Genomic DNA, 13,750 nt, shown 5'->3' with positions numbered 1-13,750 from the left:
TCATTTCGTCAAGCTTTGGAACGATGTGTCAGCGGACGATGACATAGGAACAAATCCCCTCAAGCCCGATGGAATCACCGTCCAGCTCCTGTAAACCGTTCACATTCGCTTTCTTTCCGTCTGACAGCATAGTCCAGGACTTCCCTTTGGGAAGCGGGAACCTGACATTGCTGCTTTCACCTGAATGAAAGATAAGAAGCAATTCATTCCACGGACCATATGGATGGACATCCCGGTAGTGGACTGTTACAAGTTTTTCTTCAGGATGATGCACAAATGCATGTTTTCTGATAAGGTCCGATTGCCTGAAGCGGAATGCACCGTGACTTTTTCTGATTGCAATCAATCCCCGGATATATTCGATATCTTCCTCATGCCTTTCCCTTCTCAGCCAATCAATCCGGTTTATTTCCACCGGTGAATTATAGCTGTTCTCCACACCCTGTTTGGTACGGAAAAATTCCTGGCCGGCATGCAGGAATGGTATCCCCTGAGAAAGCAGCACCATCGAAGTCGCCAGCTTCTGTCTTTTCATCAGAAGTTCATCCTCTTCCTCAAGACAAGCTTTCATTTTATCCCAAAGTGTATGGTTGTCATGTGATTCTACATAATTGACGGATTGGGCCGGCTCGTTAAAAATGCCTTTGTCACCATCCGTGACACCGATGCTCCCCGTCAGCACCAGCTCCACTTTTGCCTCCAGATTTCCGTGGCCGAGGGCAAATCCTTTATCGTGAAGATTGAATGTACTCCCCTTAATGGTGTCCCGGAAACAATCATTGAATTGGCCGATTCCCTTGAGGCTGTTTGCATTCCTGAGATTGGCTTTCCTGTCCGGCGCAATGGGTGTGTTCAGGTCCCAGCCTTCACCAATCAGGATGGCACCGGGTAGAATTTCATCCACTTCATCACGGATTTCATTCATTGTCGTGACATCAAGGATCCCCATCAGGTCGAACCGGAAACCATCCACCCCATACGTCTTCAACCAATAGCGGATGGAATCCTTTATGAACTTCCGTGCCATCAACCGTTCGGATGCAAAATCATTTCCCACTCCCGTCCCATTGGAGGGGAGTCCGTTTTCATCGTGCCGGAAAAAATACCCCGGGACAAGCTTTTCGAATGAAGATGTTTCCTTGACAAATACATGATTGTATACGACATCCAGAATGACCCTTATATTTTCTTCATGCAGGGAATGAATGGCGGATTTCAGTTCTCGGATCCGTCCGGCCGGGTCGGATGGATTCATGCTGTAGCTTCCTTCCGGGGCATTGAAGTATAAAGGATTATACCCCCAGTTGTAACGATTATCTGCCGGATCATCCGATACTCCGTCGAAATCATTCACAGGCAGCAATTCAACATGCGTGACCCCCAGCTCTTTCAAATAACTTATGCCAGAAGATAACCCGCTGGGTGTCCCTGTTTCTTTCTCGGTAAATGCAAGATATTTGCCCTTGAACTTCATCCCGCTTTCTTTTGCACTTGAAAAGTCCCTTACGTTCAACTCATAAATGACTGAATCGACCGGGGAAGGAAGAGGCTGCAAGGATGAACATCGCGGGGTTATTTTTTCCGGGTCCACTGCACATCCCCATTCACTGTTGAAGGAAACAGACTTTGCATACGGATCGACCAGCTCGCTCCAGATAAGATTGATGCACGTCAGGTAGGTATAATGCCAGCCTTCAATGTTTTCCCTGATTGTCAGTTCCCACACGCCGTTTATAGATCTTTCCATGGCAAGTTGAACAGCATCCTCTTCCTGTGGCGCCTTTAACTTCACCTTCACTTCAGTAGCAGTCGGGGACCACACTTTAAAAACAGCCCTGTCTTCTTCAAAGGTGAGACCCAGATCGTCTCCGTCATAGTAAAATTGCCTGTCAAATTCGTCTGTGCGGATGACGGCCCCTATTTGCAGATCCGTTTCCGTGTTATGTTCGTCTTTGATGGTATACGTTCTTCCAAGTTCCAATTCGTACGCCAGGGATACCGTATATTTCATTGCATCATCGAGCGGTATCCTTTCCTTCAGTTCAAGAGGGATTTCATTCCCGTCCTTCACCAGGGTAAACCGGCTGGATTGCCCCCCATGATACGAATAAGGGAGAATCAGGGTGATCATATGAAATGTATCCAGGAATGCTTCGTACTGCCGACTAATGACTAACACTTCTCCCACCTGCTTCTATTTAACATTTTCCACATGCCGGGGGTCACCTCTGCATGGAGTTCCCTGCCTTCATCGATGACTCCCGCATAATCGCCATCTGCATGCACGGGTATTCCCTTACGGCTTTTTATCTTGATACTTCTTCCTATTAATGTATGGACTTCTTTTAATTCAGTATGTTTTCCGAAAAAGACAGATATAAACAAAAACATCAGCTTCCATTTCGAAAGCCCGGATACAATGGTCAGGTCAAGCACACCATCATCCGGACGTGCTTTCGGGGCAATTTTCATTCCTCCCCCAAAATAAGGCTGATTCGAAACGGTGATGAACCACACTTTTTCAAGCGTATGTTCTACACCGTCAACTTCCATCACTGCCTGAAATGGTGTAAAGGTGAGCGCTTCCCGGCAAAGGATAAGTGGATAGACCAGTTTACCAAGCGACCAGCGGTTCAATTTCCTTTTTAACCGTGATTCATTTGCCTTCCTGGCAATCAAGGCATCAAACCCTACTCCTATATTATTCACAAAATAGTGATTTGGCCCCCCTTCTATAGAGAAAAGGCCTGCATCCAGTGAAATCGGTAAAGCAGTATGTATGGTTTCCTTTATCAGATCGTACGCTTCTTGTTTGCCCGATGGCCACCTATACCCGCGGGCAAAATCATTTCCGCTTCCTCCGGGAATATACCCGATAAAGATATTCTCAAAACCGGCTGTACCGGAAATAATCGAGTTCATAGTCCCGTCTCCCCCGACTCCGATCATGTAGAAAGTTTCACCGGGATTTGTACGTACAAGCTCCCCTGCGATTCTTCTCACATCGTCCGGGTGATCTGTGATGTATAACGAATGGGGAATGGTAATGCTCTTACGAAACTTTTCCCAGGAGGAAAGCGAATGATGATTCTTTGCAGAAGGATTCACAATAAAGATAGTCTTCATTGGGAATCCTCTTCCGCTCCCGTGTTCCAATCTTTAAGGGTCTCATGCTGGTAGTGCATCCGTTGAAAGGAGGTCGTCTGACAGTAATCCAGAATCGATTTAGCTGCTTTCAATTGAACACTTTTTATCGGTGACCGGCTTGACCGCTGCTGATTAGACCAGCTCTCATGCTTCCTCTTATCGATGAATTCACAGCCTGCAGGCGCCTGGGGATAATCGATATACCCGTTTCTTGAGACCACGGCTTTGTGTACCGGCAGTTCAATACCGGCATACTCAACGATCTGACCGATGATGCGTTCCATCCTTCTCAATGAAATCAGCGGATTCAACACCCTTGATTCGGCGTCTCCCCATTTTTTCACCCAAAAACGATCCCCCGAACCGATGTAAGCCGTCCCGTTCTCAAATTCCAGGAAGGATAAGCACCATATTCCTGTAGGCGTAATCAGGACAACCTCCAGTTCAACGGGGGCATTTTTTATTTTAAAAACCGGAAAATATAAAACAAGGATGTTATCAGGAAAGCGCTGAAGAAGGTATTTAAGCCTCTCATCATAATAATAGCTGTTATCTACATAGGATTTTTCTGATATCGTCGAGCTTGCCCACCTTAACTGGAATTCAAAGATGGAATCCAGGAAGTGCTTCTTCAACTCTTCTTCGGAGGCAAATTCAGCATGCGGGTTCATCTCAAGCTCAATCGCATCATCATCCTTCTGAGCTGGGTTGTCACTGTCTTCCGTTTCCCCCTCCTCTTTCTTTTTAAAAAAGGACATGAATTTACGGGTGACGGTTGTTTTTTCTTTCTCGGGTTCTTCTTTTTCCAGAGAAGGAAATCCACCGCCGTTTTCCCAGTGAAGTTTCATTTTTTCCCATTGCTGCTTTTTTAATCGTACAAATTGGGAAGGATATCTATATAAATCGGTTTCATATCTTGAAACATAATCTTGGAGTTTTATCAGCTGCGCCATCAGGAGTCCTTCCTTTCAGGTTATTTAGGGCGATTCATTCAAGTGTATCGTTTGGACCGCTTCATATTTCGGTGTGCGATCCATATGCGTTCGGTATAGAACGATCTCTTTTATCAGGTGGCCGGGAGTTTCTTCCGGGTTGAAACCACTCAGCCATTCCTTTGAAAATCGTGTTGACTTGTTCCATTTCCGCCCGACGGTGACATGGGGGGTGAAAGGTCTGGTTTCCAATTGAAAGCCTGCTTCTTCACAGGCTTCATACACCTTTTCACGGATCTGATGAAGAGTCGAAGACGGGTTCACACCCATCCAGAAAATCCTCGGCTCATCACTTTTCCCGAAAGTGCCGAACCTCTTTAGCGAAAGCGGGAAACTCCCCAGGTTATGTAAAGACTCTGTTACATGGTCAATGGCCGCATCTAAATTTTCTTGTGCAGCATCACCCAGGAAAGCCAGAGTGATATGGTAGTCTTCCGGATGGACGTATTTCTTAAAAGAATCCTCTTCCTTCATGGGAGCAGTCAGTCTTTCTATCTCCTTCTTCATCTCGTCCGGTAATGCACATGCAAAAAAATAATGAGTTTTTAACATAACATTCCATCCCTTTTTGTTAGTCTTTTATAAAGTATATAGTCAGTTTAATACCTCATTAATATATTTTTGTTCTAAAGAATCATACTTAAGTTATTTGTATACCCATTTTGAGTCTTACTTATTGTCATTGTATAAAGTTATTGCAGGTTCCAGCAGTTGATTGAAGTGCAAGACCAAGACTCCTGCGGGAGAAGTGGCTAATAAGAAAGCGGAAGGGCTTCGAAGAGAGGCGGGTGGCATATGACGAATCCGCCATGAAGGGGTTCTTTGCGTCCTTTGCCTTCTTGGCCGGTTTGGTTATGACATGCGCCTCTAAGCCCTGCAGCTAGACATGTGAGACCTCTGAGGCTCACCGTTCATCCGCGGAAAGCGAAGTCTTGCACGGAAATCAACTGCGATGTTTATAAGAACAAACTTTGACTTATTTATCTCTATTTTAGCAAATTGTGCTAAGAGAAAGAATCTCCTAAGGGAAATGCAATGAAAATGAAATACAAAGCCTATATAGTTGATAAGATTTATATGAATGAGTACCATATAAGTAGAGAATGCAGGAAAGGAAGTTGACCATGAAAGTAGTACAGAATATTGCTGAATTAATCGGGGATACCCCCCTTGTTAAGTTAAATCGCCTGAATCCTTCTGATGGTGCGGATGTGTACGTTAAACTTGAATTCTATAATCCGAGCAAAAGCGTAAAAGACCGGGCTGCCTTCCAGATGATCGTCGAAGCTGAAAAAGAAGGCCTGCTGAAGGAAGGTTCGACGATCATCGAACCGACGAGCGGGAATACCGGGATCGGCCTTGCTATGAATGCAGCGGCAAGAGGCTACCGTTCCATCCTGGTCATGCCTGACACGATGACACAGGAGCGGATCAACCTGTTGAAAGCATACGGAGCGGAAGTCGTATTGACTCCAGGGGATGAGAAGATGCCTGGTGCAATCGAAAAGGCAAAAGAACTGACAAAAGAAATCCCGAACAGCTTCATGCCGATGCAGTTTGAAAATGACGCCAATCCGAATGCCCACCGTAAAACGACGGCACTCGAAATCATTGAAGCGATGGAACAGATCGGCAAGCCGCTGTCTGCTTTTGTCGCGACAGCCGGGACAGGAGGAACCATTACTGGTACTGGCGAGGTACTGAAGGAACAGTATCCGGATATTCAGGTACATGTCGTAGAGCCTGCAGGTTCCCCAGTCCTTTCAGGCGGTAAACCCGGCAAACACAAGCTTGTCGGTACGAGCCCCGGCTTTGTCCCTGATACATTGAATACAGAGGTATATGATAAAATTCATAAAATCGAAGACGAACAGGCATACGATATAGCGAGAAGGATGGCAAGGGAAGAAGGCATTCTTGTAGGACCATCTTCAGGTGCTGCCTGCTACGCTGCAATCGAGGTTGCCAAAACATTATCGCCTGACGATGTGGTCATCTGCATCGCATGTGACACAGGAGAAAGATACCTTTCAAGCGACCTGTTCCGATTCTAAATTCAAAAAAATTTCAAAGGCCCGTCCCGCACTGCTTTAAAGCAGTGCGGGACGGGCCTTCGTTATAGGTCTTCTTTTATTTTACGGTAATGCGAGATGAACGGGTCGGGTGAAGACTTTACCACGAACGTAAGGACACCTTCAATGGTATGGAGATAAAGGAAAATATATCGGGCCGAGAGATGCTTCTTCGTCACGTCCAGCACTTGATGCAGCCCGAAGCTCCTTTTAGGCGTCACGATCTTATCACTGTACAGATACAGATATTCCTCCGACTCCACCGTAAACTGCTGATTGTCTTCAATCCTGCGCTCTTTTTTCATGAAAGCTTGTGAACATATCAATTCCATCCCGCATCCTCCGTCAAACTTGAAGTTTATTACATTCTTTCTCGATTCTCTCTGTGAACCATTCCTGGAGTTTCCTTGTCACAGGTCCTGGTGCCCCCTGTCCTATGACCGTTTCATCCACCTTAATGACGGGCATTACTTCTGAAGTGGTGCTGGCGATGAACAATTCATCAGCAGAAAGCAGTTCATCCACCGTGAATGTCTTCTCGACGAACTTCACACCGTGTGCATCGGCCAATTCTTTAATGACTCTCCTTGTGATACCGTTTAGGATCAGATTCGTAGCCGGATGCGTATAAACCGCCCCGCCCTTGACCATGAAAGCATTTGACGAGGATCCTTCCGTCACTGTCTCGCCGCGATGCCCGATCGCTTCAAAATGGCCCCCTGAAGCAGCCTCCTCTTTGGCAAGGATATTCCCTAACAGATTGAGGCTCTTGATATCACATCGGAGCCACCTGATATCCTCTACAAGCGTCGTAGTAACACCTTCGTTCATTGATTTTACAGGCCTTTTAAACTCTTTCGTATAAGCCACCACACTACCGGGAACATCCCCCGCAGGGAAGTGATGCTGCCTCGTCGATATCCCCCTTGAAACCTGGATATAAACGATGCCCTCTTGGACATTATTCATTTCGATCAATTTGAACACAATGGAAGTGAAGTCCTTAAGTTCAAATGGAATCTTGAGCTTCATTTTATCAGCACTTTGATACAGGCGCTCCATATGTTCATCCATCGTGAAGACATTTCCGTTGTAGACGCGGACAACCTCATAGATCCCATCACCGAATTGATAGCCGCGGTCCTCTATATCCACTTTCGCACCGGATCTTTTCACATAATCCCCATTAAGAAATACCGTTCCTTCAGTCATTTCCCTCTCTCCTTTAGATCCTTAGGATTTGCAGGCCAATTCATAGATTGCCTGAGCATAGATCGCCGTCGCTTTTAAGAGATCCTCAATGTACATGTATTCATCTTTTTGATGAGCAATATCTTCCCTTCCCGGGAATAACGGTCCGAATGCCACGCCTGCTTCAAGGCTCCTTGCATAAGTCCCGCCGCCTATGGTGATGAGTTCCCCTCTTTCACCCGTCTGCTCTTCGTATACTTTTTGCAATGTCTGTACAAGCTCGTCATCCGATGACACATGATGAGGCTTGCTGTCCGTGAAATTTTCAACAGTGAAGCTTTCAATGGACTGAAGGGTTTCTTTCGCCTTCTCCATTTCGTAATCGACACCGTAGCGCATATTAAGGCCTAGGCGACCGCCTTCTTCATGGCAATAGCGCAGCTTTCCGACGTTGATTGTCAGGTCTCCTGTGATTTCATCACGATGGCTGACGCCAAGCTTCACGCCCCGGGATTCCTTGAAAAAAGTTTCTTTTGTAAAAGCAAAGAAGTTTTCTGCCTGCGCGTCCAATGGAAGCTCGGTAAGGAAAGCAGCGAGGTACAGTCCGGCATTTTTGCCGTTATCTGGCTCCATCCCGTGTGCGGACACACCTTCCACCTCAAAGATCACTTCACCGTTTTCAATATAATATCTTCCCTTAACTCCTTCATTCTTTGTGAAGATTTCAAACTGCTGCACCCATTTTGTATGGTCTTCATCAAGGTGGACGACCGCTTTTGCAAAATCAGGTACCATATTATAACGGCGGCCGGATTCAAACGAGATAACTTGATTCCGAGATCCATTTCCTTCTCTGCCCGTTCGTTGGACAAGATCATAGTCCGCAATCCCTTTCTCCGCATAAATGATCGGGAAGTCAGCATCAGGAGCAAATCCCATCGATGGCATTTCTTCATTCTTGAAATAGTGATCCACACACCTCCAATCACTCTCTTCATCCGTTCCGATGATCATCCGGATCCGCTTGTTAAAATCCGGCTTCAGTTCTTTTACGATTTTCATTGCATAATAGGCGGCCATGGTAGGACCCTTATCATCGATCGCACCTCGGGCATAAATCTTCCCATCCTTGATTTCTCCGCCAAAAGGATCGACACTCCAGCCGTCTCCTTCAGGCACGACATCCACGTGGCAGAGGATCCCAAGAAGTTCATCCCCTCCCCCGAACTCAAGATGACCGGCAAGATTCCCGACATTCTTTGGGGTGAATCCATCTTTTTCGCCTAGCATCAATAAATAATCCAGCGCTTCCTTCACCCCTTTGCCAAGCGGGGCATCATCAGTGGCATTCTCTTCATCCAGCACACTTTTGATTTGTAAAAAATTCTGCAAGTCTTTCAATAAATCATCTTTGCGTTTCTCGACTTCCTGTGTCCAGTTCATCATTCAACACCTGCTCATTATGTATTTAATCTCATTCCCCTCCATTTTATACTGTTTAGACAGGAAATCCAAACAAGGAGAAAGACCTATGTTAAAAAGTTTAACCTTCTAATTTTCAGAATTATACATCTTTTTACTAGACCCCTCATACAATGGGGGTAACAAAGGGAGACCCCGTTAATTGTTTGTAAATTTAGACAATATTATAGAATTTTTTCAGGAATAGGGGTACAATATAATTGTCAGACATCTTATGAGTAAACGATAAAAGGAAAAGGGGTTGTCTAAAGCGCATAGTACATAGGTAGCACGTGAGGTGCACACATGGCGATGTAGTCTTTGACTTTGGAAAAATGATGAGGGAGTGGTTCTTTGAAACCTTCAACCAATCGTATGCTAACAAGAATAAAAGCTGTATACATGTACATCAACAAGAAAGGTACTGTAACAACTCAAGATCTCGTTGACGAATTTGGCATTACTCCTCGCACCATTCAAAGGGATCTCAACGTGTTAGCTTACAACGACTTGGTGCAAAGCCCAAGCCGCGGCCAATGGACAACAACCGAGAAGAAAGTAAAGATGTCTTCATAGAGAGAAAGAAAAAGAGTAATAATATGAAAATTCCAGCCCCTGAAGTATGCCACTTGAGGGGCTGGAATTTTTTCATTTTCAGGATAAAATCAAGGACGGTACTCCTTCAGCATCTCCACTTCTTCATCCGTCAGCTCACGATATTCGCCAAGCTCAAGATCCTCATCCAGTTTCAGTGGCCCCATCGTTAGACGCTTCAGATAGACAACACGCTTCCCGACGCTTTCAAACATCCTCTTCACCTGATGAAACTTTCCTTCCGTGATCGTCAACTCGATATCGGAAGTGAGCCCGGATTTTAAGATCACGAGGTCACCTGGCTTGGTGTGGTACCCGTCCTCAAGTGTCACACCTGCTTTAAAGGCCTCAATATCACGCTCGGTCACTTCGCCTTCGATCACGGCAAAATACGTTTTCGGCACGTGCCGTTTCGGGGAAAGAAGCTGATGGGACAATTGACCGTCATTGGTGATCAGAAGCAATCCTTCTGTATCTTTATCGAGCCTTCCGACAGGGAACGGGTTGAAGATCTGGTCGTCCATCTGCAGAATATCGATGACCGTCTCCTCATTGGCATCCTCGGTCGCTGAAATCAGTCCCGGCGGCTTGTTCATCAACAGATAGATGAACTCACGATATTCCACTTTATCTCCGTACAGCATGACGGTATCTTTATCAGTGTCAACATGGACCTTCCCGTCCTTGATGACCTCCCCATTTACCTGGAGACCGCCATCCTTCAGCAGTTTTTTCACTTCTTTCCGGCTTCCATAGCCCATATTCGCAAGTAATTTATCTATTCTCATACTGACAACTCCTAATTCAATTAATTCTTCATCGTTCATTCGGTTCTGTCTTGGGTTATAAGCCCATTCATTCTCTTATTTTACACATAGGCTGGTAATGATAAGCAAGAAAATATCCTTCATGAGGTGAAAATAATGTATCCATATCGACAGCAAGGAACCGGCGGCATTTTGATCCCGATCCCCCTTCCCGGCGGGGGACAGCAATACCCGGGTTATCCCGGCGGCGGGGGAGGCGGCGGATTCAATGACCGCCTGGACCGGTTGGAAAGACAATTTCAGAGGCTCGACCGCAGGGTTGACCGCCTTGAAAGACAAGTAGAAAGACTGGAAAGACAGCTTGGCTACTATAATCAGTAAATGAAAAGAGGGGATGAGCACGTCATCCCCTTTTTTATGAACCGATCCGAAGACGGCTTCTGATTTTGCTGATCCTGTCCCCGAATAATTTATCTGCAAGCTTGCTTCTGAGGCTGAGATAAAAATAGACAAGCGCTCCTGCACCACCGCAGACCGCGACCAGGATGATAGATTGGAATCCTGATGCAGGATTCAGGAACTGTTTCAAGATACCATACAGAATCAGGACGACAACGGCCATGACGACATTCATGATACCAATCGCCACAGTCCTCCTGAAAATAAGCTCGAATTTATAGCGTGCGTATTTTTTAATGATATACAGGTTGATGGCAATAGCAACAGCATAACCGATGGTTGTGGCCATGACAGCACCTTGTGTTTCGAACATCCGGATCAACGGGATGTTCAGGACAAGCTTCAACAGCAGTCCTACGAGCAGACTGAAAATGGTGAACTTCTGTTCATCGATGCCCTGCAGGATGGCCGCAGTGACGGCAAAAAGAGCAAACAGGATCGCAACCGGCGCATATGTCCTGAGAATCGATGTACCCAGTTCATCACTATGATAAAACAGCGTGTACGTAGGCTCCGCCAACAGGGCAATCCCGATCGAAGCAGGGACCGTCAAGAACAGCAATATCTGAAAAGATTGATCGATATTCCTGCGCATCGTCTTCCGGTCACCGCTCGTATACGAGCTTGTAATAAGCGGGATCAGCGTCATGGAAAAAGCAGTTGCCAATGACACAGGGATGATGACTAGCTTATGCGTATAAAAGTTCAAGACCGCAAAAGCATGGTCGGAAACTTTTGCATTGCCGATATCCGCCATCGCTGTATTGAACGTGATCTGATCCACAAGCTGAAACAGTGGATTGGCCAGTCCAACGAAGATGAACGGGATAGAATAGGCAATGATTTCTTTATACATCTTCGGTAAAGAAACATCCGCTTCCCCCCGGTCTTCCTCCAGCAGCACATCCAAATGAGGCTTTCGCTTGAACCAATACCAGATCAAAACGGCAAGGCTTGCGAGACCTCCCACAAATGCAGCGAACGTCGCTACGCTGATGGCAGTGGTGACCGAACCGTCCATTACATCCAATACGACATAAATCCCACCGAGTAAAAAGATGATGCGGACAATTTGTTCGATGACCTGAGATACGGCTGTGGGGCCCATCGACTGATGCCCCTGGAAGAAACCGCGTATCAGACTCATGAACGGAATGATGAGGAGCGCAAAGCTGACCGCCCTGATCACCGTCGTTACCTGTGCGACAGAAATGACCTGTTCATCACTCTTGATGGTCATCTCCGCAAAGACGGGTGCAAAAATGTACATGACCAGGAATGAAAGGATCCCCGTCAGCGTCATAAGGAGCAATCCGGATTTAAAGAGCTTTCTCCCGACGGCGTATTCCCCAATCGCATTATATTTCGAAACGAATTTCGAAACAGCCAGCGGCACCCCCGCGGTCGCCACTGTCAAAAAGATCGTATAAGGCACATATCCATACTGATACAGCGATGCCCCCTCTTCATGACCCTTCAGCAGTTCATCGAACGGTATAACATAAAAAAGACCCAAAAACTTTGAAATGAAGGTCCCAAGCGTTAAAATAAACGTTCCTTTTATTAATTTTGATGACATAATATCCCTCTCTGGAAAAGCATATTCCATTTAGGAACATGCGTTATTACTTCGAAAAATTTTCACACTATCATAGTTTACTACTGTCAGTATCGAATGACAATTTTTTTCGGACGGAGGCAGTTATGAAATGAAACTTTTTATAGGGGCTTGTTTTTGATAATATTAACTGTTGAGAAGTAAAACAATAAAGTTGGTGAAGAAATGTCAGCATATGACGTAATCGTAATAGGAGGGGGACCGTCCGGGTTGATGGCAAGCATCGCTGCCGGTGAAAACGGATCAAAGGTCCTTCTTGTAGATAAAGGAACAAAACTCGGCAGAAAGCTTGCAATTTCAGGCGGCGGACGCTGCAACGTGACTAACCGCCTGCCGATCGACGAGATCATCAAGCACATCCCGGGAAACGGGCGCTTTTTGTACAGCGCATTTTCGGAGTTTAATAATGAAGACATCATTTCATTTTTCGAGAAACTCGGCATTCATTTGAAAGAAGAAGACCACGGACGGATGTTCCCCGTCTCAAACCGGGCACTGGATGTCGTGGAGGCTCTTCTGAACAGGATGAAGGAACTGGGCGTAGAGACAAGGACGAACACTGCTGTTGAAGAAGTGATCTACGAAGACGGGGAAACAAAAGGAATCCGCTTGATGGACGGAGAAGTGATCGATGCAAAAGCCGTGGTCATTGCCGTTGGCGGAAAGTCGGTCCCTCACACAGGCTCCACCGGTGACGGATATCCTTGGGCCAGAAAAGCCGGACACACCATCACGGATTTATTCCCGACCGAGGTGCCGCTCACATCGGAGGAACCATTCATCAAACAAAAAGCCCTTCAGGGACTGTCCCTCAGGGATATTGAATTGAGCGTCCTGAATCCAAAGGGCAAAAAGCTCATCACCCATAAAATGGACATGATTTTCACTCATCTGGGGATATCAGGGCCGGCAGTCCTGAGGTGCAGCCAATATGTTGTAAAAGCTATGAAAAAATGGAAACTGACCCATGTGACGATGGTCATTGACTCAATGCCGGATACCAACGAAGAACAACTCTTCCAATCCCTCTATAAGCAGGTAAAAGAAGAAGGCAAAAAAGCGGCCAAGAATATCTTCAAAGGCCTGGTTCCCGAACGGTATTTGCTATTCCTGCTCGACAAGTCAGGAATGGATCCGGATGAAAAGGGAGATCATCTTTCATCAGAAAAAGTACGTCATTTTGTAAAGCTGTTAAAGCAATTCACATTCACTGTGAACGGAACCCTTTCAATCGATAAAGCCTTCGTGACGGGAGGCGGCGTGTCAGTTAAGGAAATCGAGCCGAAAACGATGGCATCAAAGAAAATGCACGGCCTCTTCTTCTGCGGGGAAGTACTCGATATCCACGGGTACACCGGGGGCTATAACATCACAAGCGCCCTTGTGACGGGACGTCTTGCCGGATATAACGCAGCAAGAGTATAAAAGAGAAAGGTTGATCGTCTTAAT

At 46.1% G+C, this 13,750-nt stretch carries 13 protein-coding genes; 4 read left to right on the top strand and 9 right to left on the bottom strand.

Going from position 1 to position 13,750, the window contains the following annotated elements:
- Positions 1–28 precede the first annotated feature (28 nt).
- The 4 genes from pulA to thpR are packed head-to-tail and all read right to left on the bottom strand — an operon-like array spanning position 29 to position 4,691.
- Entirely contained in the window at positions 29–2,179 is a 2,151-nt protein-coding gene (gene pulA, locus ACKA06_RS15415) for a type I pullulanase (protein ID WP_411160059.1), read from the bottom strand.
- Entirely contained in the window at positions 2,173–3,126 is a 954-nt protein-coding gene (locus ACKA06_RS15410) for a diacylglycerol/lipid kinase family protein (RefSeq protein ID WP_052011487.1), read from the bottom strand. Before ACKA06_RS15410 ends, pulA begins: the two co-directional genes overlap by 7 nt.
- Entirely contained in the window at positions 3,123–4,100 is a 978-nt protein-coding gene (locus ACKA06_RS15405; protein ID WP_411160058.1) for a nuclease-related domain-containing protein, read from the bottom strand. The genes ACKA06_RS15410 and ACKA06_RS15405 overlap by 4 nt, the downstream gene beginning before the upstream one ends.
- A gap of 24 nt (positions 4,101–4,124) precedes the next feature.
- Positions 4,125–4,691: an RNA 2',3'-cyclic phosphodiesterase gene (thpR, locus tag ACKA06_RS15400; protein ID WP_214871953.1), complete on the bottom strand. Its 567-nt coding sequence runs from the start codon at positions 4,689–4,691 to the stop codon at positions 4,125–4,127.
- A gap of 572 nt (positions 4,692–5,263) precedes the next feature.
- On the opposite strand from thpR, the gene cysK reads away from it, so the two are divergent.
- Positions 5,264–6,193, top strand: coding sequence for a cysteine synthase A (cysK, locus tag ACKA06_RS15395; RefSeq protein WP_032087295.1), 930 nt, complete (start codon positions 5,264–5,266; stop codon positions 6,191–6,193).
- 62 nt (positions 6,194–6,255) lie between these two features.
- Here cysK and ACKA06_RS15390 read toward each other — a convergent pair whose 3' ends face one another.
- The 3 genes from ACKA06_RS15390 to pepV are packed head-to-tail and all read right to left on the bottom strand — an operon-like array spanning position 6,256 to position 8,845.
- Positions 6,256–6,543, bottom strand: a complete 288-nt coding sequence (locus tag ACKA06_RS15390) for a hypothetical protein (RefSeq protein ID WP_032087294.1) — start codon at positions 6,541–6,543, stop codon at positions 6,256–6,258.
- Positions 6,544–6,556: 13 nt separating this feature from the next.
- The gene (gene dat, locus ACKA06_RS15385; RefSeq protein WP_411160057.1) at positions 6,557–7,423 is read right to left on the bottom strand and encodes a D-amino-acid transaminase; all 867 of its coding nucleotides are present in this window, start codon (positions 7,421–7,423) and stop codon (positions 6,557–6,559) included.
- Positions 7,424–7,444: 21 nt separating this feature from the next.
- Positions 7,445–8,845 carry a dipeptidase PepV gene (pepV, locus tag ACKA06_RS15380; protein ID WP_411160074.1) on the bottom strand — a complete coding sequence of 467 codons (1,401 nt, stop codon included), beginning with the start codon at positions 8,843–8,845 and terminating at the stop codon, positions 7,445–7,447.
- 372 nt (positions 8,846–9,217) lie between these two features.
- Here pepV and ACKA06_RS15375 point away from each other — a divergent pair, with 372 nt between their 5' ends.
- On the top strand, positions 9,218–9,439 hold the full coding sequence (locus ACKA06_RS15375) for a DeoR family transcriptional regulator (RefSeq protein WP_032087291.1): 222 nt from the start codon (positions 9,218–9,220) through the stop codon (positions 9,437–9,439).
- An 89-nt stretch (positions 9,440–9,528) separates the two neighbouring features.
- Here the strand turns inward: ACKA06_RS15375 and ACKA06_RS15370 are convergent, their stop codons facing one another.
- Entirely contained in the window at positions 9,529–10,245 is a 717-nt protein-coding gene (locus ACKA06_RS15370) for a pseudouridine synthase (RefSeq protein ID WP_032087290.1), read from the bottom strand.
- A 135-nt stretch (positions 10,246–10,380) separates the two neighbouring features.
- On the opposite strand from ACKA06_RS15370, the gene ACKA06_RS15365 reads away from it, so the two are divergent.
- Positions 10,381–10,605 carry a hypothetical protein gene (locus tag ACKA06_RS15365; protein WP_052011486.1) on the top strand — a complete coding sequence of 75 codons (225 nt, stop codon included), beginning with the start codon at positions 10,381–10,383 and terminating at the stop codon, positions 10,603–10,605.
- A 34-nt stretch (positions 10,606–10,639) separates the two neighbouring features.
- Here the strand turns inward: ACKA06_RS15365 and ACKA06_RS15360 are convergent, their stop codons facing one another.
- Positions 10,640–12,262, bottom strand: a complete 1,623-nt coding sequence (locus tag ACKA06_RS15360) for a putative polysaccharide biosynthesis protein (protein ID WP_032087289.1) — start codon at positions 12,260–12,262, stop codon at positions 10,640–10,642.
- 204 nt (positions 12,263–12,466) lie between these two features.
- Here ACKA06_RS15360 and ACKA06_RS15355 point away from each other — a divergent pair, with 204 nt between their 5' ends.
- Entirely contained in the window at positions 12,467–13,726 is a 1,260-nt protein-coding gene (locus ACKA06_RS15355) for a BaiN/RdsA family NAD(P)/FAD-dependent oxidoreductase (protein ID WP_058297999.1), read from the top strand.
- Positions 13,727–13,750: the final 24 nt, after the last annotated feature.

This window comes from Rossellomorea oryzaecorticis, assembly GCF_045897515.1.
GTDB classification, from domain to species: domain Bacteria; phylum Bacillota; class Bacilli; order Bacillales; family Bacillaceae_B; genus Rossellomorea; species Rossellomorea enclensis.
This window is presented reverse-complemented; position numbering and strand designations above follow the sequence as displayed.

Bases quoted from the DNA above. Each gene is read 5' to 3' on its own strand.
- ACKA06_RS15410 (WP_052011487.1), bottom strand. From the start codon at position 3,126: ATGAAGACTATCTTTATTGTGAATCCTTCTGCAAAGAATCATCATTCG.
- ACKA06_RS15405 (WP_411160058.1), bottom strand. From the start codon at position 4,100: ATGGCGCAGCTGATAAAACTCCAAGATTATGTTTCAAGATATGAAACC.
- thpR (WP_214871953.1), bottom strand. From the start codon at position 4,691: ATGTTAAAAACTCATTATTTTTTTGCATGTGCATTACCGGACGAGATG.
- cysK (WP_032087295.1), top strand. From the start codon at position 5,264: ATGAAAGTAGTACAGAATATTGCTGAATTAATCGGGGATACCCCCCTT.
- ACKA06_RS15390 (WP_032087294.1), bottom strand. From the start codon at position 6,543: ATGGAATTGATATGTTCACAAGCTTTCATGAAAAAAGAGCGCAGGATT.
- dat (WP_411160057.1), bottom strand. From the start codon at position 7,423: ATGACTGAAGGAACGGTATTTCTTAATGGGGATTATGTGAAAAGATCC.
- pepV (WP_411160074.1), bottom strand. From the start codon at position 8,845: ATGAACTGGACACAGGAAGTCGAGAAACGCAAAGATGATTTATTGAAA.
- ACKA06_RS15370 (WP_032087290.1), bottom strand. From the start codon at position 10,245: ATGAGAATAGATAAATTACTTGCGAATATGGGCTATGGAAGCCGGAAA.
- ACKA06_RS15365 (WP_052011486.1), top strand. From the start codon at position 10,381: ATGTATCCATATCGACAGCAAGGAACCGGCGGCATTTTGATCCCGATC.
- ACKA06_RS15360 (WP_032087289.1), bottom strand. From the start codon at position 12,262: ATGTCATCAAAATTAATAAAAGGAACGTTTATTTTAACGCTTGGGACC.
- ACKA06_RS15355 (WP_058297999.1), top strand. From the start codon at position 12,467: ATGTCAGCATATGACGTAATCGTAATAGGAGGGGGACCGTCCGGGTTG.